Source organism: Micromonospora sp. Llam0, from assembly GCF_003751085.1.
GTDB lineage: Bacteria > Actinomycetota > Actinomycetes > Mycobacteriales > Micromonosporaceae > Micromonospora_E.
The window spans coordinates 3,532,231-3,554,359 of sequence record NZ_RJJY01000001.1; the positions used below are offsets into that span (position 1 = coordinate 3,532,231).

Here is a 22,129-nt window from a genome sequence, read left to right on the forward strand (position 1 = left end):
TCCTGTCGTCACTCGCGCATGAACAGATTTCGGGACGACGTCGGCCCTGGAGAGTTTTCTGAGTCTACGTGAGGGGCCACCGGACATCACCAGTGCGAATTGATCACACGTCCATTGTATGGGACGTGTAGTCTCACAAGGTGGCCAACCAGGAGAACGCACTCCTCGATCGGCTGGACCGGTTCTGCGACGCCGTACCGCGTGCTGCCGCCCGCCCCGAAGAGCTGGGTGACTATGTACTTTTCGTGCGGAAGGAGGAGGCGGGTTGGCCGTTCTACGCCCGCCCCCGGGTAGGCGTGACCGCGCCGCCGGCCGCCGCCGACATCACCACCGTACGCGCCCGGCAGCGCGAACTGGGCCTCCCCGAGTCCTTCGAATGGATCCACGAGATCAACCCGGACCTGCTGGCGGTGGCCCGGTCAGCCGGGCTCGGCGTGCGACAGGCACCGCTGATGGTGCTCGACCCGGCCGCTCTGCCCCCGGTTGACCGGTTCGCCGACCGGCCGGTGCGGCTGCTCGACCCGGACTCACCCGACTTCGCGGCCGATCTCACCACCTGGTTCACCATCGCCCAGGCCGCGTTCGCCCCGTCCGGGGGCGCCGGCACCGGGCTGCCGACCGTCGGCGCCGACGCCCCCGAGATTGTTACAGTGACATTTCCCACTGTCGACAATGGCGGTCCCGGCGGTGTCGCGTCGGACCCGGCCGGGCAGTCCGCGCCGGCCTCCGGCGGGCTCGCCACCGCCGCCCCGACCGCCCCGCTGGTCACCGACGAACCGCTGGTCACGACAGGCCCGATGACCCCACCGGTCGCGGCCGCCGTCGACGATCCGGCGCTGCCGGACGCCCTGGTCGACCACGAACGGTCGGCGATCGCCGCCGGCAGCCACACCATCGCCCTGGCCGGGCTGCCCTCGGCTGAGCTGCCCGCCGGCGGGCAGCCGGCCGCCGTCGGATCGCTCAACCGGGTCGACGACGTCGCCGAGATCGTCGGCGTCGGCACCGTGGCACCGGCCCGCCGCCAGGGCCTGGCGTCGGCGGTCACCGCCGCGCTGGCCCGGCACGCGCTGGCCGCCGGCGTCGACCTGATCTTCCTGGCCGCCGGCGACGACGACGTGGCGATGCTCTACCACCGACTCGGCTTCCGCCGGGTGGGCACCTCCTGCATCGCCGAACCCACCGCCCACCCCGGCGGCTGACCGGCCCACTCAGCCGGGCGACCGGCCCACTCGCCGCAGGCGACGGTCAGGACGGCGGCGGCTGCCACTGCGCGGCGGTGGCGGCCACACTGCCCATCAGCCGCGGGCTGATCGTGCCGAGCGTGGCGTCCCGGGCCCGCAGCGCCAGCCGGCCCCGCGCCGACAGCACCGCCGCCATCCGCCGGGTCTGGCGCACCATCGCCACCGCCCGGGGCCGACGCAACCGGCTGTACGACTCGACCGCCGCGACCAGCGCCGGCCCCGGCACGGTGTCCCGGACCAGGGCGCACAGCGTCGCCGCATCCTCGAACGCCAGGCACGCGCCCTGCCCGAGATGGTGCGGCATGGCGTGCGCCGCGTCACCGAGCAGCACCACACCGCCCGGCCCGACCGGGAACCCGTACGCCGGGGGCAGCGGCCGCAGCTCGCGGACCTCCTGCTGGACCAGGTCGGCCGGCTCGGTGGCGGCGAGCAGCTCGCCCACCGGGGCCGGCCAGCCGGCGAACCAACGGCGCAGCAGGGTCAGCTGGGTCGCCGGCGGCTCCGGGCGGGAGGCCCCGGCGGCGGTCGCCACCCAGTAGATACCGCCCCGGCTGGAGCCACCGGCCGAGCCCCGTTCACCCAGCGACGCCGAGACGAACCGGTAGCCGGCACCGAGGATCTCGCCGCCGACCTGGCCGGCGGCCAGCTGCGGCGCCCGGTACCAGGGGATCACCGCCCGCCAGGCCGAGCACCCGGAGCTGACCACCGAACTGCCCGGGGCCAGCGCCGGACGCAGCGCGCTGTACACGCCGTCCGCCGCCACCACCAGATCGGCCTCGACGACGCCCCGGCCGATGGTCACCGCCGGCCGGTCCGCCGCCGGCCGGTCCACCGCCGGGCGCAGACCCTTGACGGTCACCCCGGTACGGATCTCCGCCTGCTCGCCGAGACCGGCGATCAACGCGTCGTGCAGATCCTCCCGGTGCACCACCACCGGGGCACGGTCCTCCGGCTGCGGCCGGGGCTGCACCAGCCACTGCCCATCAGGGCGGCGCACCCCGGTGTGCGACACCGGGGTGGCGATCGCCTCCAGCCCGGCGCCGAGGCCCAACGCCCGCAACGCGCGTACACCATTGGGCCAGAGCACCAGGGCGGTGCCGTCGGACCGGACCCGGTCCTCGCGTTCCAGCAGGGTGACCCGCCAACCGGTGCGGGCCAGGGCACCGGCGACCGCCAGACCGCCGATGCCCGCCCCCACCACGACCGCAGTACGCATCCCGCCCCCTCTCCCCCGGTCGGTCGGCGCCCGCCGACCGGCGGTCAGCTTCCGGTCTTGCCGGTGCCGGCACCGGTCTCGGCGTCGGTCCCGGCGTCGGTCCCGGCGTCGGCGACACCGTCGGCACCGGCGCCGGTGGTGGTGCTGCTGCCAGTGTCGGTCTCGGCGGTGGTCCCGGCCGGCAGCTCACCGGTGCTCTCGTACCGCCGGAACTGCTCCTCGGTGACCACCCGGTAGCCGGCGGCCAACTCGGCGGAGGGTTTCTTGCCCGAGACATCGATCTGGGACACCCCACCGGTCGGCTCGGCAGTGCCCGACCCGGTCTCGCCCGACCCGCCGTCGGTCGGCGTCGGCGCGCCGACGGGCGGCAGCGGCCGACCCTCGGCGTCCAACGGCACGAGGAACTGCTGCGGGCCGCGTACCCGGACGAGATAGACCAGCGCGGCCAGGAAGACCACCGCCGAGGTCCACACGTTCAGCCGGACACCGAGGATCTCATTGGCCTCGTCGGTACGCATCATCTCGATCCAGAACCGGCCGGCGGTGTAGCCCGCCACGTACACCGCGAACGCCCGACCGGCACCGAGCTTCCAACGGCGTTCGGCGAGCAGCACCAGTGCGGCGACACCGACGTTCCAGACCGCCTCGTACAGGAACGTCGGATGGTAGAGCCCCGGCTCCAACACCGGGTTGCCCTCCGGGTCGCGCAGCGCCTGACCGGGATTGCTGCGGTCCATCTGGTGCACCTGCAGGCCCCACGGCAACGTGGTCGGGCCGCCGTACAGCTCGTTGTTGAACCAGTTGCCGAACCGGCCGACGGCCTGGGCGAGCGGCAGGCCGGGGGCGAGCGCGTCGGCGACCACGCTGAGCGGGATGCCCAGCTGTCGGCCGGCCAGCCAGGCGCCGACAGCGCCACCGGCGACGGCGCCCCAGATACCGAGACCGCCCTGCCAGATGTAGAACGCCTCGATCGGGTTGCCGTTGGCGCCGAAGTACGCCTGCGGTGAGGAGACGACGTGATAGAGCCGGGCACCGAGAATACCGAAAGGCACCGCCCAGATGGCGATGTCCAGCACCGCCCACGGCCGGACCCCGCGCTGGCGGAGCCGGTACTCGGTGACCGCGCTGGCCACCACGATGCCGAGGACTATGCAGAGCGCGTACGCCCGGATGGGAATCGGACCAAGTTGCCAGACAGCGGTGGCCGGGCTGGGGATCGCGGCGAGTGTCACGGGTGCACACGCTACCGTCGTGACCCCCGAACCAGGGACCCCCGGTCAGCCAGCGTCAGGCGTGTCGCCGGTTCACCTGGTCACGGCGCCTACGCCAGCGGCGAGTTCGCCGCTGAGCGAACGCAGCGCGGCCAGCCCGGCGGGCAGATCGGCCGCGTCCAGCAGACACCGGATCAACGCGCTGCCGACGATCACCCCGTCGGCGAACGAACCGACCTCGGCCGCCTGTGCGCCGTTGCCCACCCCGAGGCCGACACCGACCGGCAGGTCGGTGACCCCACGCAGCCGACCGACCAGGGTCGGTGCCGCGCCGGAGGACTGCTCGCGGGCCCCGGTGACACCCATCAGCGCGGTGGCGTAGACGAAGCCCCGGCAGTGCCGCACGGTCATCGCCAGCCGGGCGTCGGTCGACGACGGCGAGACGAGGAAGGTCCGGTCCAGGCCGTACGCGTCCGAGGCGGCCAGCCACTCGTCCGCCTCGTCCGGAATCAGGTCCGGGGTGATCAGCCCGGTGCCGCCGGCCGCCGCCAGATCGCGGGCGAAGGCGTCAACGCCGTACCGCTCGATCGGGTTCCAGTAGGTCATGGTGACCACCGGCGCTCCGGTCGCGGCGACCGCCTCGATGATCCGCAGCGCGTCGGCGGTGCGGACCCCACCGGCCAGGGCGATGTCGCTGGCCCGCTGGATCACCGGGCCGTCCATCACCGGATCGGAGTAGGGCAGCTCGACCTCGATGACGTCGACCCCGGCGTCGACCATCGCCCGCATCGCGACGATGCTGTCGTCGACGCTGGGAAAACCGGCCGGCATGCAGCCGACCAGCACGGCGCGGCCTTCGGCCCGGGCCTTGTCGAACGCCACCGAGATGCTCATCGGTCCTGCCCGTCGAGTTGGTCCTGCCCGTCGAGGATGCCGAAGTACGCGCCGGCGGTGTGCACGTCCTTGTCGCCGCGGCCGGAGAGGCTGACCACGATGGTCGGCTCGCGGCCCAGCTCGGCGGTGAGCTCCGGGATGATCCGCAGCGTGCCGGCGAGCGCGTGCGCGCTCTCGATCGCCGGGATGATCCCCTCGGTGCGGCAGAGCAGCTGGAAGGCCGCCATCGCCTCGGCATCGGTGACCGGCTGGTAGCGGGCCCGGCCGGCGTCGTGCAGCCAGGCGTGCTCCGGCCCGACCGCCGGGTAGTCCAGCCCGGCCGAGATCGAGTGCGAGTCCATCGTCTGCCCGTCGGCGTCCTGCAGCAGGTAGGTTCGGGCGCCGTGCAGCACCCCGGCGGCACCGCCGGTGATGCTGGCCGCGTGCCGACCGGTGGCCACCCCGTCACCGCCGGCCTCGAAGCCGTACAGCCGGACCTGGTCGTCGCCGACGAAGGCGTGGAAGATGCCGATGGCGTTGGAGCCGCCGCCGACGCAGGCGGTGACCGCGTCCGGTAGCCCGCCGAGGCTGTCCAGGCACTGCTGACGGGCCTCGTCACCGATACCGCGCACGAAGTCGCGGACCATCGCTGGGAACGGGTGCGGCCCGGCGGCGGTGCCGATCAGATAGTGGGTGTGGTCGACGCTGGCCACCCAGTCGCGCAGCGCCTCGTTGAGCGCGTCCTTGAGGGTGCGCGACCCGGTGGTCACCGGCACCACGGTGGCACCGAGCATCCGCATCCGGGCCACGTTGAGCGCCTGCCGTTCGGTGTCCACCTCGCCCATGTAGACCACGCACTCGAGGTCCAGCAGGGCGGCGGCGGTGGCGCTGGCCACGCCGTGCTGACCGGCGCCGGTCTCGGCGATGATCCGCGGCTTGCCCATCCGCCGGGTCAGCAACGCCTGGCCGAGCACGTTGCGCACCTTGTGCGCGCCGGTGTGGTTGAGGTCCTCCCGTTTGAGCAGCACCGTCGCACCGACCTGCGCGGACAGCCGCTCGGCCCGGTAGAGCAGCGACGGGGTGCCGGCGTAGTCGCGCAGCAGCCCGTCGAAGTCGGCCCGGAAGCCGTCGTCGGCCATCGCCTGCCGGTACGCGACGTCCAGCTCGTCGAGGGCTGCGATCAGCGCCTCGGGGACGAACCGTCCGCCGTAGCGGCCGAAGTGGCCGGTGTCGTCGGGCAGCGCGGCGGGCCGCGCGCCGGTGCCGGACGCGGTGGCACCGGTGGCGTTCGGGGCGCTCATCGGACCGGCCTCGGCGTCGCCGGGTGGTTGCCGGCGTTGACCAACTCGGCGACCGCGTCCCGAGGGCTCTTCTGGGTCACCAGGCCCTCGCCGACCAGCACGGCGTCGGCACCGGCCGACGCGTACCGGATCAGGTCGTGCGGCCCGCGCACCCCCGACTCGGCGATCTTGACGACGCTGTTCGGCAGCCCCGGCGCGATCCGCTCGAACACCGACCGGTCCACCTCCAGGGTGCGCAGGTCACGGGCGTTGACCCCGATGACCTGGGCACCGGCTTCGAGGGCCCGGTCGGCCTCCTCCTCGGTGTGCACCTCGACCAGCGCGGTCATGCCCAGCGACTCGATCCGCTCCAGCAGACCGACCAGCACGTTCTGCTCCAGCGCGACCACCATCAGCAGGACCAGGTCGGCGCCGTAGGCGCGGGCCTCGTGCACCTGGTAGCTGGAGACGATGAAGTCCTTGCGCAGCACCGGCACCTCGACGGCGGCCCGCACGGCGGTGAGGTCATCCAGTGAGCCGCCGAACCACCGCTGCTCGGTCAGCACGCTGATGCAGCGGGCACCACCGGCGGCGTACTCCGAGGCCAGGTCGGCCGGGTCCGGGATGTCGGCCAGCGCTCCCTTGGACGGCGAGGCCCGCTTGACCTCGGCGATCACCCCGACCCCCGGCTTGCGCAGCGCCGCGCAGGCGTCGATCGGTGGTGGCGCGGCGGCGGCGAGCTCACGGATCCGGCTCAGCGGGACCAGCCCTTCGCGGCGTTGAACCTCGGCCCGGACGCCGGCGATGATCTCGTCGAGCACTCCGAGCGTCGGCGCCGACGGTCCGGCGCTGTCCTCCTGGTCAGCAGTCACCAACGGACTCCCCTCTCCGGGTGTCATGCGCCCGATGCTAGGTGGCGGCGCAGGTGAGCCGGAGTCGGGGGTATGGCGCGCCTCACCATCTGGGCTGGGGCATAATGCCCAACTTTTGTGAGAAGGGCGTCACCCACCGTGCCAACGGCCACCCGCGGGCCGGGCCACCCGGGCAGCACCGGACCCCATCGACGCTGATCATATCGTGTCGGCCGCGCCGGCTCCGCTGTGGTGCGGATCAACACCGGCGGTACGGGTGCCACCCGCCCCGTTGGGCGATAGTTGACCTGCGGGTCACCGCCGTGAAACAGCCCCCGGTCAGCATGGGGTTCGGGCAGACTGGTCGGCGGTAGCCGCCGGCCGCGCAACCACCTGGGGGACGCAATGAGCAGCACGCCACGGGACGCCAACGTCGACCTGATCGCCATCCCCCGGGCCGTGGTCTCGCTGGCCGCCGAGGTCGTGCACACCATGGAACGCGCCGTGATCGGCGATCACCGGGTACGTACCGCCAAGGGCAATGCCTGGGAGGCGATCTGCGCTGACCGGGCCCGTGCCCACCAGCGGGACGAGATCCGCCGGCTGGTGGCCACGCTCACCGCCGCCCGGTCCGTCGAGGTACCCGACACGGCTGATGAAGCAACCGCGACCGCCGCCGCTGAAGCCTCCACCACCGCTGAAGCCGCCGCCACAGCCGTCACCGGTCGGCGCCCGGGTCGTCCGCGGTCGGGTCCTCGCCCCGGTCCAAAGCGTTCCACGCGTCCAGCGTCGACCGGCTAGACCGGTCGCCGCCGGACCCGTCACCACCGGGCCGGCTCCGCTCGTACCGGGCGCCCATCGCCGGCCAGTGTCGGGAACGCAGCGCGGTGACCAGCCCGCCGGCGACGAGCAGCACCGCACCGATCACCGTCAACGCCGGCCACTGCGGGGCCGACACGGTGCTGTCCGTCGTCGGACCGGCCGGACCGGCGCCAGCGAGCAGCACCGTCAGCCCGCCGGCCGCCAGCGCCACGCCGAGGGCCGCGAGCAGCGCGCCGACCAGCCGCCGGGCCAGCCCTCGGGTAGCCAGCACCGCGCCGGTGCCGGCCAGTCCGACCAGGGCGACGGCCGGCAGCCACGGCAGCACGTCGGCACCGGCGCGGGCCACCTCGACGGCCGGCAGCGGCGCCGGACGCCCGGTCACCTCGACCGCCCAGTCCCGCCCGGCGGCGTACAGCACCAGGCCGGCTCCGGCCAGGCAGGTGACGGCGGCGCCGGCCAGCGCCCGCCCCGGCGCGGCCGACCGGCCCGGACCGGTCACCGGGCCGGACGCAGCGTCTCGGCGGCGGCGATCGCGACCAGCACCGCCGCCGCCTTGCTCTGCGTCTCCCGTTCCTCGGCGGCCGGATCCGAGTCCGCCACGATCCCCGCGCCGGCCTGCACGTAGGCCCGGCCCCGGCGGATCAGCGCGGTCCGGATCGCGATCGCCATGTCCAGGTCACCGCCGAACCCGAAGTAGCCGACGGTGCCGCCGTACAGACCACGGCGGGTCGGCTCCAGCTCCTCGATGATCTCCATCGCCCGGACCTTCGGCGCGCCCGACAGGGTGCCGGCCGGGAAGGTGGCCGCCAGCGCGTCGAACGCGGTCCGGTCCTCGCGCAGCTCGCCCACCACCGTCGACACGATGTGCATCACGTGGCTGTACCGCTCGACGGTGGCGAACTCGGGCACCTCGACGGTGCCCGGCCGGCAGACCCGGCCGAGGTCGTTGCGGCCCAGGTCGACCAGCATCACATGCTCGGCCCGTTCCTTCGGGTCGTTGAGCAGCTCGGTGGCGAGGGCGGCGTCGGCCTGCGGGGTGGCCCCCCGCCGCCGGGTGCCGGCGATCGGGTGCAGCATCGCCCGCCGGGTGCCGCCGGCGGTGACGGTGACCTTGAGGTGCGCCTCCGGTGACGAACCCACCACGTCGAAGTCGTCGAACCGCAGCAGGTACATGTACGGGCTGGGGTTGGTCGCCCGCAGCACCCGGTAGACGTCCAGCGGGTCGGCGGTGGTGTCCCGCTCGAACCGCTGGGCCAGCACGATCTGGAAACACTCACCGGCCCGGATCGCCTCCTTGGCCTCCTCGACCGCCTTGGGGTACGCGCCCGCTGCGGTCCGGCTACGGGCCGCCGGCCCGGGCGCGGCAGGCGCATCCATCGTCGACACCATCGGTGGGTTGGGCCGGGACAGGGCGGTCGTCATCGCGTCGAGCCGGCCGATCGCGTGGTGGTAGGCGGCCGCCGCGGTGACCGGGTCGGCCGCCGCCGGTAGGACCGCGTTGGCGACCAGGATCGCCGTACCGTCGAAGTGGTCGAGCACCACCAGGTCGGTGGCGAGCAACAACCCGAACTCGGGTAGCCCGAGATCGTCCTCGGTGTGCTCGGGGATCCGCTCCAACCGGCGGACGAAGTCGTAGCTGAGGTAGCCGACCAGGCCGCTGGTCAGCGGAGGCAGGCCGCCTCCGACGGGGTCGGAGTCCGGGGCCGGCCCGGTCAACGCGGCGACGGTCGCCCGCAGCACCTCGACCGGGTCGCCTCCGGTGGGCACCCCGTCGGGCGGGTCACCGAGCCAGCGCGCACCGCCACCGGACTCGGTCAGCGTCGCCGCGCTGCGTACCCCGATGAACGAGTAGCGCGACCAGGCGGTGCCGGCCGACCCGGCGCCCTGTTCGGCGGACTCCAGCAGGAAGGTGCCGGGTCCGCCGGCGAGCTTGCGGTACACCCCGACCGGGGTCTCGCCGTCGGCCAGCAGCCGCCGGGTCACCGGCACCACCCGACGCTGCCGGGCCAGGGTCTGAAAGGTCGGCTCGTCCGGGCTGACCGTACCGGTGATCATTGAAACTCCTCGGAGTCGGCGATGGTGCCGGTCACCGGCAGCTCGTCGAAGAAGCAGTTACCGGCCCCGGTGTGGCAGGCGGCACCGACCTGCTCGACCGTAACCAGTACCGCGTCGCCGTCGCAGTCCAGCCGCACCGACCGCACGTACTGGTGATGCCCGGAGGTGGCGCCCTTGACCCAGTATTCCTGCCGGCTGCGCGACCAGTAGGTGGCCCGGCCGGTGGTGAGGGTACGGTGCAGCGCCTCGTCGTCCATCCACGCCATCATCAGCACCTCGCCGCTGCCGTGCCGCTGCACGACGGCGGCGACCAGGCCGTCGGCGGTGCGGCGCAGCCGGGCGGCGATCGCCGGGTCGAGGGCGGACGCACGCGCGGGGTCGCCGTCGGCGCGCCGCCCCCGGGTGGTCGCGGGGTCGGCGGGCGGTTCATCTGGTACGGGCACAGTGACCGATTGTTCCGTACGGCCGAACTGGGATGCGGCGGCCTCCGGCGTTCTCAGCGTCCGGCGGTGTGACCGCACCCGCAGGGTCCGCCGGGAAGCTCCCCGCGTCTGCTCACAGACACTTCGACACGGCGAACTGGAGGGCCTGAACCTGCGCCTTCTCCGCATCGGTCGACCGGGTCTGGTGGTAGGTGCCGAGTGCTTCGAGGATGCGGTACTTGGTGTCGGAGTCGGTCAGCCGGTGCCGGTTCGCGTCGACGAACGCCTCCACACCGGCGAACTCGCCGTCCGTCGTGCGCGCACCGGTGAACTCCCCGGCCTTCGCCTGGTCGAGCGCTTCCAGCAGATCTACCAGGAAGTCCCGGTTCTGGACCTCGCCCGCCGTCCCGTCGGTGACGTGCGCGGTCTCGGCGTCCACCAGCTCGGCCAGCACCGCGGTGTCTTCGCCACGCTCATGCAACTGCCCGACCGTCTCCAGCAGGATGTTCGGTCTGTCCATCGCCGGTGTGGCGACGTATCCGTGCACCGTATCCGGCAGGCCGAGACGCCGCAGCCGGACATCGGGCCGCAGCAGCCGCACCGCGGGCACGTTCGGCACCCGCTCGCCCATCCCGGTGACCCGATCCAGGAAGTCGTCGGACGTGACGAGCTCCGGCCGGTCGTTCATCAGTTCCCGCTGCCGCTGCGGATTCTCCTCGAGCAAGACCTCGAGAACCGGCTCCGGCGCCTTGTCCACCACGGTCGGCCGCGCCTGCGCGACCGCGGAGTGGTGTGCCCGCGCATCGATCCCGACGTACGTCGCTCCCGGCTGCCCGGTGCGACCCCGAGAGCCCGGCCGACGGAGCCGGAAGCCACCACCCGAATCCGCCCCGCCCCCGGAGGCCGCATGCCACGCCGCCGCGCCGTATCTGTCCAACATCTGGGCGGTGTCCGGGTCGATCGCACCACGGGTCGCCACCACCGGCAGTACCCCTGCCTGGGCAAACAGCTCCAACGTGTGATTCAGCCCCCGGACGTCCGCCTCCGTGGCCCTGCCGCCATGTTCGGTCACCGGCAAATGCAGGGCCGGGACGTCCGGCGTCGCCGCCAGCGCCTGCGCCAGACCGGCATCGATCAGCTCCGCGACGTCCCGTCCGAGCGAGCCGACCCGCGCCGGATCCGCGCCGGCCGGGGAGTAGAAATTCGGTACGGCTGGGTCCGGCCGGTGCAGCCCGGCCGCGAAGACCTCGTACGCTCCGGGACGCACCGACGCGTCGAACGCGGGCGCCCCGCCGGTGAGGAAGTCGGTGAGCGACACGGCGGCCGGTTCGGCGGGAGCCCGCTCACTCATCGGCCGCGCGAGCGGATCGTCGTGCGGCGGAGGCGGTGGCATCTCGGCGTCGGTCAGGTGACCGTCGTGGATACCGAGGTGCTCGGCGAGGGGACGGCCCTGCCGGTTGGCCAGGCTCTGGGCGAGCGAGTCGACGTCCCGGTGACCGTTGAAGCTCCGGCTCATGTCCGGGAAGATCACCGGATCGAAACCCGCGTCGATCATCAGACGATGCAGCAACAGGTCGACGTTCACCCGGGCATTGCCGTCTGTGTGGAAATGGCCGATGTGCAGGGCGACGACCGTCTCGCTGATGGCGCGCAGCCTCTCGAACGGTTCCGTCGCCGCCGCCATCGCGGCGTAGTGCCGGTCCAGGATCCGGTCGACCAGGACCGGTGCCTCGTCGGCCGAGTAGTTGGACGCGAACACCGGCTCCTGACGCGTGTCCAGCAGGACGATCGGATTCGCCGCCTCGTCGGTGGACACCAGCGGCCGTCCGTCGATCCGCAACTCCCGTACGGAGGCGGCGAGCGGTCCGTACACCGGCGAGAGGATCGGGCTCGGCACGCCGTCCGGGCCGGGCTGGCCGGTCCACTCCGAACCGCCCGGCAGGTGCCGCACCACCGCCGTGTGCATCTCGTGGTATCTCACCGAATCGATCCGGCCGAGCGGCGCCCCCAGCCGCCCTCGGAGCTCCTGCAACGCCGCGGCGGCCGGCACATCATCCAATGTGACGGCAGGGTCAAGCCGATCGATGATCTGATCGAGTAGCAGCCAGTGATCACCGAACGCCTGCTGCGTCGCGGCGAAACCGAGATCACCTAGCTGGCGGTCCACTTCAACACGATCCGTAGCCGAAACCAGCGTGTCCCAATGCGGCCGCGTACCGGTCCGATCCAGCACATCAGCCAGCACAGGTCCGGCCCGATCCAGCGAGGCTCGCAAGTCGTCATACCGCGAGGTGAGCTCACCAACCGAACCAGGCAGCGACGGCCGGAATCCAGCCGAAGCATTCACCTTCACCGGGTAGGTCGACGGACCAGCATTCGAACCATAATAGCCGCCGCCGAATTCACCCTGCTGGTACGGGTACTCCTGATCGTCGTAGTCCTCGTAGTCCTCGTACTGGAATTCACCTTCGGCCACGTCGGTCCGACCGAGACCGGAGGGAGGATGGTCCTGCGCCCAGCCCTCCGACGACTCATGGAAGAGGTCGGGATTGGGTTGCCATTCGCTGGCAGCGGTCGCACTCATGCCATACGCAGACAACTCCATCCGATCTGCAGCGGAATCGTTGTTCCGGGCGTACTCGAGGCTGCCGTAGTCGACATCTGAGACATCCTCTGGAGCAACCGCCTGCCGCTCCGGAGGATTTTCGTCCAGCTCCCGCATCCGATCCCAGTCGATGTACCGCTCAGCGACCTGCGTCCAGTCGTAACCGTCGGCGAAGTACGCATCGATTTGCCCATAGCGATGCACAGCCGGGACGGTTAGATCCTCTGCGGTCGTAATCGTGGTCTGACGCGTCCAGGGATCGTAGATCACCGACTCAGGCTGGAGGGTCGGACCGACATGAACTCCATAATGATCGAATGTGCTCGCGCCATGCTCGGATACTCCGTAGTCGATCAGCGAGAGCTGGTCACCCGAGCCGGCGCGCCCGGCAGGAGACAGCAACTGATTCAACCGGACCCTCGCATCAGCCGCAAGAGTTCCACAGGCCCACTCTTCATAATGGCGCGCCAGAAGAGCCTGTCGGGCGTCGTCAATCTTGAGCTTTTGTCCATCGCTATAGCGCTTGCCGGTTACCGGATCCGGATCATTAAGCGAAGCGCATACGTCTTCGTCGTCGATCCGGCTTTCATAACGGAAAGTAGCCCGACGATTCTGAGTCTCGTACCTGTCGCGAGTATTCTGTGCGACAAAACCGCTCTGCTCACTCGCCACAATGCGAACAATATTGGTGCGCGCCCGCCGAAGCTTCGCCTCGGCATCCGGAAGCCGCTTCACGAAGCGCCTCATATCGGGAAGGTGCCTGTTGATGCGATCGCGATCCGTGCGATCACGATCCCTATCCCCCGCGATCCTCTTCGGATTCTTCCGCGCATGATCCGCCAGAGTTCTGAACTGCCTACCCAACTCGCGATAGATCGGCAGATAGTCCCGATAATTAGAGTTGAAGAACTCCTTCTGCTGGTCCGTCTCCAGATTGGCGTAACCCAAACGCCCCGAAGCAAGGATCCAGTAAGCATCGACAGCCCTCTGGAACGAATCTATCTTCCCCTGGCTGTCACCACTCCGTTGACGACGAGAAGTCGAATCATCAAAAACTCGGGTCGCGGTCTCCATGATATTTGACAAGAACTGGAGAAGTTCCTGACGACCTGCAAGAAGTTCTCCCTGCCTCCTCCTCAAATCGTGCACAGAAACGGCATGCTCGCCGGTCGCCCAGTCCAGGGTAGCCACATTCACCGACTGATTGACATCAGCGTCCCGCACCGGCACGAAGTAGGCAGGCGGTAAGGTGTCCTCGATCGGCGGCAACGGGTGAGCGGCGATCTTGTCGAGGCCCGCCAGCCGGTTATGAACACTCTCGTAGGCACCGAAGACCTGTTCCGGATGAGCACTCCTGTCGAAAGTAGACCCATCGTAGGAAAGCAACGACGTCATGAAGCTGTTCCACCCGGCCATCGCGTCCGCATACGCCGACTCACTCGCATGCGGCGCCAGTGCGTCGCGTACCCGGGCACCGTACTCCACCGCGACGGCCCGCAACCCAGCCAGCAGGCCCGCCACGATCTCGCTGTCGACACCCGCCCGCAACACCATCGCCGGCCTCGGAGGCCGCGCCGGCTCCGCCACGGACGGCAGAGGTGCGTGCCGGATGGCTGCGAACCGGCGGGGGAACGGCGCCGCGCCGATCTTACCGGCCGTTTCCTGCAGCACGGCCGGGCCCTTGGGACCGCTAATTGCCAGTGCCGTGTATGTGTCGACGCCGTCGCCCGAGATGACCTGCACGATGGTCCGGCTACCGACCGGCAACGAATTGAGATGGCCCAGCAGCTCCGGATAACCGCCTGCGGTCCGCGTCGGCGCCGCCGGCGCCGGGATGGCGGACACCACCGAGTGCCGTTCGTTCACCAACCCCGCAGGAAGACCGAGGCGCACCATCTCGCCCTGAACACGCAACTGACCCGGGAACTGTCCCTCGAATGGCAGCACCGAGGGATCCCGCACACCAGGATCGCGGTCCAGGAGGTGCACCTCTGGCACGATCCGCACCCCGGTAGCCCGGTCAACCGGGACGATGCGATGGCGATCGTCGATCGGCAACACCCGATCGTCCGAGGGGTCCAGCAGGTCCGTCCGGCCCGGCAGATCCAGGTCAAGATGGTGCTTTCCGGTCCGCTCCTCGGCGGCGGCCCGCGTAATGACCCGCACCTCGTCATCGCTCGGGCTGTCGACCCACCGATCGAGCGTGGCCAGGTTACTCAACAGCGTGTCGGTGAGGCTGAGGGAACCCAGTGCATCATGATCAAAGTACACCCGGACGATCCCCGGAATACGCGGCGCGTCACGCACCCACCCCGGAACCTCAGCATTCGGATCCGGCGAAACGAACGCGCCGCTTTCGACCACGGAGGGGTAGCACGACATCAAAACACTCCTACGAATCGGCCTACTGGGCGCAGTTTGAGATGCGGTCCCTGAGCCTGTTGACGTCTTGTTCGGCCGGCCGGAACGGTTTCGCCATGTGCTTGATCATGTAGTACCAGGCCACGCGGTCCTCGCCGGTCAGGCAGTCGATCGCATCGAGGAGCTGCTCCGCCCCGGTGTGGCCGGCCTGGTCGGGAAAGAGAATGCCCAGGAAGTTCTCGGCGATGACCGCATGCGCCCGCAGCTGCTCCGGCTGCCCCGGGGTCCGCGCCGCCCGTTCGCCGTCCAGCTCGCCCTTCGCCCTGATCACCGACAGCCCGTCCGGCCCGGTGATGCCGGTGGCCGCACTGAGCATGGCCTGCATCATCTCGCGGAGCCAGAGCAGACCGGTCAGGTACTCGCCCACCGGGCTGGACAGGTTCAGCGGGCGGTCGGTGAGGTAGCCGAACAACAGGTTCTCGTCCGCGCGCTGAGTGTGTGGCTCGATCTCGTCGAGGAGCCATGGTTTGCGGGGCTCGATCGACGGCTTCGAGTCGTCGCCGGCGTTCACCGCGGTCTTCAGCACCGTCGCGAACGCGGGGGTGCTGACGTCCGGCACGAAGAACGTGCTGTCCCGGATGAGACCGTCGCCGAGCCGGTCCCTGCCCGAGCTGATTTCGGTGTACTGCCGGACCAGCCGGACCACCTCGGCCGCGGCGTCGGGGGTGCGCAACCGGTCGATGCGGTCGCGGAAGAACGCCTCGGCGTCCCTCCAGGTGGCGGACGCCAGCAGGGCCCGGACCTCGGGCATCGTGGTGTCGGGCAGGGGATCCGCCAGCGTTGTCGCGCGCCGCAGTGCGTCCGAGGGGTCGCTGTACCGTTCCGTCTGTCCGTCCGGCCCGGTGGCGACCCACAGCCTCTTCCAGCCCTCGTCCATCGGATGCACCGACGCCCGTTGGTGTCGCTGGGTGGTCAGCCAGGTCAGTTGGTCGTTCGCCTCGGTGGCCACCACGACCCGGATGCCACGGTTGTTCTCCAACGTCGTGTGCAGCGCGTCCGCGATAGCGGGTTCAAGAGTGGACAGCCCGTCGCGGGGCTGCCCGCGCCGGACGTTCAGCGGGACGTTCAGCTGGTCCGACGAATCGGCGACCTGGCGGATCTCCTGCTGCTTCGGGCCGACGAAGTCGTCGTCCCACGGCCCGATGAGGATCGAGTTGCCCGACGCCCGGCTGCGGACCGACAGGTGCAGGGTGCTCCGGACAGGCTCGGAGACGACCGCCGGTGGCTCGGGAGGCGCGACTGCGGCCCCGTCCGGTCCGAGCAGAAGTACGGTGGTCTGCGGCTGCTCCAGCAACCTGGTCCGCAGGTCCGCCGAGCCGTCCCGGTCGACCTTCGGCGTGCCCTCGACCCCCCAACGCACGGCGCCGTCGCGGTCCCGGTACAGCCACCGAACCTGCGGCTCGGTGGCGCCGGGCGGCCAGCCGTGCACCAGGGCGGCCACGGCTCGCCCGCTCGCCAGCTCGTTCACCACCGTCGACGGAGCCAGCCCGGTGAGCTGGCCGTCGACAACCCGCCGGACGTCGGCCAGCGACACCCGCCCCGGTGACCCGAGAAGGGTGGGCAGGTCGAGACCTGGCCGGTCGCCGAAGAGCGCGTGCGGCACGCCGAGCAACGCGGAGTGGTCGGCGGTCGGATCTGGTCCGTCGGTCAGGCCGGGCGGCGCCTGCTCAAGGTAGCGGGCCAGCTTGTCCGGGCCGGCCGGCGCCGAGTCGGCCGCCAGCGTCCGCAACGCCTGCCGCTGCTCGATCGTCGAGACCGGAGCGAGGCGGCGCAGGGAGTCGTCGACCTGTACGACATCGCCGGCGGCGGCATCCGGCACGGCCATCGTCGGCGGCAGGTTGATGTCCGCACCGAGGGAGTTCCGCGCCGCGTCGAGCTCCGCGAAGTCGTCCACCAGGGTGGACCGCTGCGGGTCGAAGACCGTCACCGTGGGATGCAGGTCTTTGTCCAGCTCGCGACGCAGAAAGTCCCGTACGTCCGGACTCTGCACGTCGGTGGCGGACACGAAGAGGACCGTCGTGCGCGGCGGCGCCGTGCTGCCGCCGAAGAGGTCGAGCAACTTGCGACCGACGGCGTCCGGGGCTGACCCGGGCAGGAACAACGCCTTGCCCGCATCGATCACGAAGTCCGCGCAGTTGCCCTTCCCGGCCACGTCAGCTTCTCCTCACGATGGATACGACGGACCACAGTGTCCTCCGTGCCCGGGGGACAACCCCACGTCCCTCTTCGGCGCACAGCGCTCCTTTCCCGGGATCCGTGAACCGGCACGGTCCCGAACCCGTTCCAGGGCCGGTACCCGCGCGGGTGGGAGGGCGTATGGAGGAACCGTGTATCAGGTAGCGATCGTCGCGGACCAGCCGATCTCCCGGGCCGGTGTGGAGAAGCTCGCCACCGACGTCGCGGGGACGCGGGTCGCGGCAGCCGTCGCCTCGGTGGCGGAGCTGCACCCCCTCGCCGGGGCGTACGACGCGATCGTGCTCGATCTACCACGCTTCACAGTGGCCGCAATGGACACGGTGGCGAAGGTGTCGGCGATCGGGCCGCCCCTGGTGTTCTCCGTGTGGGACGGCTCGCCGTCGCTACTGGCCACCATCCGGGCCGGCGCGCGGGGCTGTATCAGCCGTTCCGCCGAGCAGCACGACGCCCGGGACGCCATCCGGGTCATCGTGCAGGGCGGCTTCTACGTGTGCCCGCACCTGGTCGACCGGTTCCAGTCGGAGGTCTGCGGCCGGGTCGATGAGAAGCCCGGCGGGCTCGCCCCTCGCGAGGTCGAGACCTTGCGGTGGATCGCCTCGGGTTTCACCCACGCGCAGGTAGCCACCCGGATGGGGCTCTCCCGGGCGACCATCAACACGTACGCGAAGAGGATCCGCGCGAAACTCAACGTGAGCAACAAGGCCGAACTGACCAGGATGGCCATTGAGATGGGCCATCTCTCCGAAGCGCGCCGGAGCAGCCCGGCGGCGTGATGAACCGCGAAGGCGTCTGCTCCGTCCTCAGAGCATGGAATTCGGGGTTTACAGCATCGGGGACCGCACGCCTGACCCGCTGACCGGACAGGCGCCGAGCGAGCACGAACGGCTCACCTCGATGGTGGCGATCGCCCGGCACGCCGAAGAGGCAGGCTTCGAGGTGTTCGCGGCCGGCGAGCACCACCAGCCGCCCTACGTATCCTCGGCCCCCGCGATGCTGCTCGCGCACATCGCCGCAGTCACCGAGACCTTGACCTTGAGCACGGCAACCACGTTGATCACCACCAACGATCCGGTACGCGTCGCCGAGGAGTACGCGCTGTTGCAGCACCTGTCGGGCGGACGGGCCGACCTCATGCTCGGCAAGGGCAATGTGGGGCGGGCGTTCGGCTGGTTCGGTCGCGACTCCGCCGACGGCACCGCCCTGGCAGCGGAGAACTACGCTCTGCTGCGCCGGCTGTGGCGGGAGGAGTCGGTGGACTTCGACGGCAAGTTCCGTACGCCGTTGGCGTCCTTCACCTCGGTTCCGCGACCGCTGAACGGCCGGCCGCCGCTGGTCTGGCACGCGGCGGTGACCAGCAAGGAGGCCGCGGAGCTGGCCGCCGAACACGGTGACGCCCTTTTCGCGAACCACATCTTCTGGCCGCCCGAGCACACCCGCCGGATGGTGGCGCACTACCGGGAACGGTATACGGCGGCCGGGCACGGCCCCGCCGAGCAGGCGACGGTCGGGCTGGGCGGACAGGTGTTCGTCCGTCCCCGCTCACAGGACGCGATCCGCGAGTTCCGCCCCTACTTCGACCGGGCTCCCCTGTACGGCCGGGGACCCTCGCTGGAGGAGTACTGCAGCAGCACACCGTTGACGGTCGGCAGCCCTCAGCAGGTGATCGACCGGGTCCTCGGCTTCGGCGAGTACGCCGGCCCGTACCAGCGGCAGCTGTTCCTCATCGACCACGCCGGGCTCCCTCTCGGCACCGTGCTGGACCAGCTCGACCTGCTGGGCACCGAGGTGCTGCCCGTCCTGCGCCGCGAGAGCGCCCCTATTGGCACCGCATGACGGCTGCGGCGATCTCCGCGGCTGTCGCCTTCTCCGCGTCCGTCCGCCGGGTCGCCTGGTAGGCGCCGATCGCATCGAGGAAGGCGAGTTTGACGTCCGGTTCCAGGGGTTCGGGGGTGAAATCCCTCGTGCGGGCCTCGACAGAGTTCGGGTCGGTCGTGTCCGCCGCCTCGGCCGCTACCGGGGCGGCAGCGGTGAGCTGCCCGGTGCTTGCCTCCCACGGGGTGACGCCGTACTCCGCGAGCGCCCGGGCCGCTGCGGCGTCGAGCTCATCCGTCATCAGGACGGCCGGCAGCACACCGGTCTGGGCGGACAGCTCCAGCAGGTGGTTCAGCTCGCCGACCTCCTCGGCGTCCAGACTGCCGCCCAGCAGCAGGACCGGGACGTCGGGTGCCTGCGCCAACTGCTCCCGCCAGCCGGCGTCGAGAAGTCGCCGCGCCTCGTCCCGGAGCGAGGCTGAGCGTGCCGAGTCGACGCGGGTGGCGAAGTAGTACAGGTTGGGCACGTTCTCGTCCGGCCGACCGAGCCGCGCCGTGAAGGCCAGCAACTCCACGCCTTCGCCTAAGGTGACCGACGGCACCGGCGGGACCTGCTCCTCGTCGGCGTGGGAGCCGAGATCGCCCGGGTCCCCCGCTTCATCCCGCAGCCGCGTCGCCGGCTGCCCAGACGGCGGCTCGGCATGGTCCGGAGTCTCGGTACGCGTGTGCGGCATGACGTCGCGGAACTCGGCCGGGCGCGGCGCAGGCGACCGGGTGAGGTCGGCCGGGGCACGCGCGAGCGGGTCCTTCGCCGGCTGGAGGCTCGCCCGCGCGGCGTCGCTCTGGGTAGTGCGGGCGGTGCCACCGTCCTGCGCCGAGACCGTCTCCGGCAACACCGTCTCCGGCGACGGGGCAGCCGCACCTTGGGCCTCGGTCGTCCCGGGCCGGACGCCGTCCCCGGCACGGCTCCCCTCGCCGCCCCGGGTGCCCTCGCCAACCCGGGTGCCCTCGCCAACCCGGGTGCCCTCCCCTGCACGGGTCTGGGTCTCCGACTGGCGGGCGCTGCCGGTCTCGCCGCGCTGAGACGGCTCAGTCCGCCCGGCGGTGTCGCCGGAACGCGTACCACCCTCGGCTGTCTGCGCAGCCACGGCACCGCCGCCCAGGACACCGGTGACCGGACCGGTCCGTCCGGATCCGCCGGCGCCGTTCTGATCCGCCGCCTGCCCACCGTTCTGGTCAGCGATCTCGCCGGCGGCCGGAGCGCCGTTCATCTCCCCGTCGACGACCGACGCTTCGGGCTGCCCGTTGGCGGTACGGAAGGCGTCCGTACCGGCCGGACCACCGCCGATCTGGCTGTTGACAGAACCGACGGAACCGATGGAGCTGTCCTCGCCGTCGACCCGGCCGCCGGCGTCGACCGGTGAGACCAGGTCACCGAGCGAACTGGTGACCGGTACCCCGCCGGCCCGATCGTCGCCGCCCGAAGCCGGCGTGTCCGCCGCCCCACGGCCAGCGCCCACCCCGTCGACAGCCCCGACGCTCCCCTGCCCGGCGAACCCTTGCTGCTGGGCCTGGAGTCTGCCGCCAAACCCGACCAGACCAGGCACTCCGCTACTCGGCAGGATGTTGGCCGCTGCGTAGTCGAGGAGCCGGTCGTCCTCGTCGTCGGTTGCCCAGTCCTGGGAGTCGTCGTCAGACCAGATGCTCGATCCGTCGTCGCCGAGCAACCGTTGCTCGGTGACGTCCCCGATCCAGGTGGTGTCCTCGTCATCGCCGACGACGCCGTCATCGCCAATGACGCTGTCGTCGTCGGCGACCACCGTCGCGTCGTCACTGACCACGCTGCCGTCGTCGCCGATCACCGTCGCGTCGTCGCTGACCACGCTGCCGTCGTCGGCGATCACACCGTCGTCGTCGGACAGCGGCCGGAAGGCGCGGTCCCATCCGGTGACCGACGGCAGGTTCACCGACTCCTTGAGCTCGGTGGGGGTCGCCGCGTTCGACTCGTGCATACCGCTCACGAAGGCACTGGTGGCGGTCCCCCACCGCACCTCGATCGGCGCACCGACCGCGGCCTGCCCAGCCAACTCGGCGGGAATCGCGACCGCCCCCTGGGCACCGCCCTTGGTGGCGATCGCCCCAGCGCGGAACGTCCAGTGGTTCTTGATGAACACGGTGCCGTCGGGCAGCGCCCGATCGACCCTCGCCCATCTCCCCGCGCCCCACCGGACCAGCGACTGGGCACCGAAGTTGGTCACACCGGCCGCACCGGCCTGAATGATCGTCTGAATGGTCGCGTCGCGGATCGCATCCCAGTTGATGCCCTCGCGGTAGTCCCGGTGCTCCTGGATCGCCTGGATCAGCAGCATCAGCAGCGGCTCCTGCGCCAGCTCCTGCGCCACCTCGACGAAGATCTGACGGAGGATCGCGGTGACGATCGCCCGCGTCCCGGCGATGGCCGCCGGGATGGCGAGCGCCCCCCACAGCGAGGCGATCAGCCACGCCAACTGTATCGCCAGCAGCGCCAACTGAATGACGACCATCGCCTTGGCCTCACCAAGGTCGGCCGCGCCGTTCTTCAGGTCCTTACGCATCTCCTCGACCGTGTCACGCAGACTGTCGATGTTCTCAATGACATTCCCGAGTGACTCGTCGACCCCGTCCGCGAAGCTACCGGACAGCACATCCGGAACTGCGGACCGCTGCTGCACGACCTTTTCGCGGGCCGTGTCCAATGCATTACGCAGAGATTCCCACTCGGCGGAGTGGGCCCGCAAACCGCCTTCACTCCCGACCGGCCACCGCTGACCGACGAGGAACTCCAAAATGCCATTCAGCCAGGACGGAATCTGGACATCCACGATGGGTCACTTCCCACTTCCGGCACCACCGCCCCGGGATCTCGGTCCCCGCCGCCGACGCGTCCTGGTGCCGGCGGACCACGCGGAGACCCCCGCGTTCACCTTGGCCATCGAGTCAGCGTACGCGAGCCCGGACGGCGTGATGAGACTCCTCCGCTCGTCCGCGCTGCTGGCTTCGCCAGGCCCCGATCTGTCCGTTCCGGCGGGTGTTCCTCCTCGCCACCAGCAGAACCTTCCACGGTCGCCGGATGGGAACGGACGGGC

The 22,129-nt window shown here is 70.9% G+C and carries 14 protein-coding genes and 1 pseudogene; 4 read left to right on the top strand and 11 right to left on the bottom strand.

All coding sequences use genetic code 11. The features are described 5' to 3' along the window. Nucleotides 1–140 precede the first annotated feature (140 nt). On the top strand, nt 141–1,199 hold the full coding sequence (locus EDC02_RS41625) for a GNAT family N-acetyltransferase (protein ID WP_233605948.1): 1,059 nt from the start codon (nt 141–143) through the stop codon (nt 1,197–1,199). A 46-nt stretch (nt 1,200–1,245) separates the two neighbouring features. Here the strand turns inward: EDC02_RS41625 and EDC02_RS15375 are convergent, their stop codons facing one another. The 5 genes from EDC02_RS15375 to trpC all read right to left on the bottom strand — a co-directional run bounded on the left by EDC02_RS15375 (nt 1,246) and on the right by trpC (nt 6,642). Continuing rightward, the gene (locus EDC02_RS15375; RefSeq protein ID WP_123602551.1) at nt 1,246–2,457 is read right to left on the bottom strand and encodes an NAD(P)/FAD-dependent oxidoreductase; all 1,212 of its coding nucleotides are present in this window, start codon (nt 2,455–2,457) and stop codon (nt 1,246–1,248) included. A gap of 44 nt (nt 2,458–2,501) precedes the next feature. Next, complete coding sequence (gene lgt / locus EDC02_RS15380; RefSeq protein WP_233605949.1) at nt 2,502–3,689, bottom strand: prolipoprotein diacylglyceryl transferase; 1,188 nt, start codon at nt 3,687–3,689, stop codon at nt 2,502–2,504. Between the two features lie 72 nt (nt 3,690–3,761). Beyond that, nucleotides 3,762–4,562 carry a tryptophan synthase subunit alpha gene (trpA, locus tag EDC02_RS15385; RefSeq protein WP_123602552.1) on the bottom strand — a complete coding sequence of 267 codons (801 nt, stop codon included), beginning with the start codon at nt 4,560–4,562 and terminating at the stop codon, nt 3,762–3,764. Further along, nucleotides 4,559–5,842 (bottom strand): tryptophan synthase subunit beta, encoded by a 1,284-nt coding sequence (trpB, locus tag EDC02_RS15390; protein WP_123602553.1) that lies wholly within the window; start codon nt 5,840–5,842, stop codon nt 4,559–4,561. Before trpB ends, trpA begins: the two co-directional genes overlap by 4 nt. Then, nucleotides 5,839–6,642: an indole-3-glycerol phosphate synthase TrpC gene (trpC, locus tag EDC02_RS15395; RefSeq protein ID WP_123604823.1), complete on the bottom strand. Its 804-nt coding sequence runs from the start codon at nt 6,640–6,642 to the stop codon at nt 5,839–5,841. The genes trpB and trpC overlap by 4 nt, the downstream gene beginning before the upstream one ends. A 435-nt stretch (nt 6,643–7,077) precedes the next feature. On the opposite strand from trpC, the pseudogene EDC02_RS15400 reads away from it, so the two are divergent. Next, nucleotides 7,078–7,320: pseudogene (locus tag EDC02_RS15400) on the top strand (hypothetical protein); the annotation flags it as partial. Nucleotides 7,321–7,390: 70 nt separating this feature from the next. Here EDC02_RS15400 and EDC02_RS15405 read toward each other — a convergent pair. The 5 genes from EDC02_RS15405 to EDC02_RS15430 all read right to left on the bottom strand — a co-directional run bounded on the left by EDC02_RS15405 (nt 7,391) and on the right by EDC02_RS15430 (nt 17,149). Then, nucleotides 7,391–7,993: a Trp biosynthesis-associated membrane protein gene (locus EDC02_RS15405; protein WP_123602554.1), complete on the bottom strand. Its 603-nt coding sequence runs from the start codon at nt 7,991–7,993 to the stop codon at nt 7,391–7,393. Further along, nucleotides 7,990–9,549, bottom strand: a complete 1,560-nt coding sequence (locus EDC02_RS15410) for an anthranilate synthase component I (RefSeq protein ID WP_123602555.1) — start codon at nt 9,547–9,549, stop codon at nt 7,990–7,992. The genes EDC02_RS15405 and EDC02_RS15410 overlap by 4 nt, the downstream gene beginning before the upstream one ends. Next, nucleotides 9,546–9,992 carry a phosphoribosyl-AMP cyclohydrolase gene (gene hisI / locus EDC02_RS15415; protein ID WP_123602556.1) on the bottom strand — a complete coding sequence of 149 codons (447 nt, stop codon included), beginning with the start codon at nt 9,990–9,992 and terminating at the stop codon, nt 9,546–9,548. The genes EDC02_RS15410 and hisI overlap by 4 nt, the downstream gene beginning before the upstream one ends. A 112-nt stretch (nt 9,993–10,104) precedes the next feature. Further along, nucleotides 10,105–14,958 carry a hypothetical protein gene (locus EDC02_RS39555; protein ID WP_148083472.1) on the bottom strand — a complete coding sequence of 1,618 codons (4,854 nt, stop codon included), beginning with the start codon at nt 14,956–14,958 and terminating at the stop codon, nt 10,105–10,107. 22 nt (nt 14,959–14,980) lie between these two features. Next, nucleotides 14,981–17,149 carry a hypothetical protein gene (locus EDC02_RS15430; RefSeq protein ID WP_158632200.1) on the bottom strand — a complete coding sequence of 723 codons (2,169 nt, stop codon included), beginning with the start codon at nt 17,147–17,149 and terminating at the stop codon, nt 14,981–14,983. 175 nt (nt 17,150–17,324) lie between these two features. On the opposite strand from EDC02_RS15430, the gene EDC02_RS40250 reads away from it, so the two are divergent. Both EDC02_RS40250 and EDC02_RS15440 read left to right on the top strand, forming a co-directional pair. Then, on the top strand, nt 17,325–17,966 hold the full coding sequence (locus EDC02_RS40250; RefSeq protein ID WP_158632201.1) for a response regulator transcription factor: 642 nt from the start codon (nt 17,325–17,327) through the stop codon (nt 17,964–17,966). A 34-nt stretch (nt 17,967–18,000) separates the two neighbouring features. Further along, nucleotides 18,001–19,026 (top strand): CE1758 family FMN-dependent luciferase-like monooxygenase, encoded by a 1,026-nt coding sequence (locus EDC02_RS15440; RefSeq protein ID WP_123602561.1) that lies wholly within the window; start codon nt 18,001–18,003, stop codon nt 19,024–19,026. Here EDC02_RS15440 and EDC02_RS15445 read toward each other — a convergent pair. After that, nucleotides 19,010–21,865 (bottom strand): hypothetical protein, encoded by a 2,856-nt coding sequence (locus EDC02_RS15445; protein ID WP_148083474.1) that lies wholly within the window; start codon nt 21,863–21,865, stop codon nt 19,010–19,012. The two genes, EDC02_RS15440 and EDC02_RS15445, sit on opposite strands and share 17 nt — an antisense overlap. Nucleotides 21,866–22,129 lie beyond the last annotated feature (264 nt).

What these genes read in the sequence shown, in the direction of transcription:
- EDC02_RS15375 (WP_123602551.1), bottom strand. Translation starts at nt 2,457, where the DNA reads ATGCGTACTGCGGTCGTGGTGGGGGCGGGCATCGGCGGTCTGGCGGTC.
- EDC02_RS15410 (WP_123602555.1), bottom strand. Translation starts at nt 9,549, where the DNA reads ATGATCACCGGTACGGTCAGCCCGGACGAGCCGACCTTTCAGACCCTG.
- EDC02_RS39555 (WP_148083472.1), bottom strand. Translation starts at nt 14,958, where the DNA reads ATGTCGTGCTACCCCTCCGTGGTCGAAAGCGGCGCGTTCGTTTCGCCG.
- trpA (WP_123602552.1), bottom strand. Translation starts at nt 4,562, where the DNA reads ATGAGCATCTCGGTGGCGTTCGACAAGGCCCGGGCCGAAGGCCGCGCC.
- EDC02_RS15440 (WP_123602561.1), top strand. Translation starts at nt 18,001, where the DNA reads ATGGAATTCGGGGTTTACAGCATCGGGGACCGCACGCCTGACCCGCTG.
- trpB (WP_123602553.1), bottom strand. Translation starts at nt 5,842, where the DNA reads ATGAGCGCCCCGAACGCCACCGGTGCCACCGCGTCCGGCACCGGCGCG.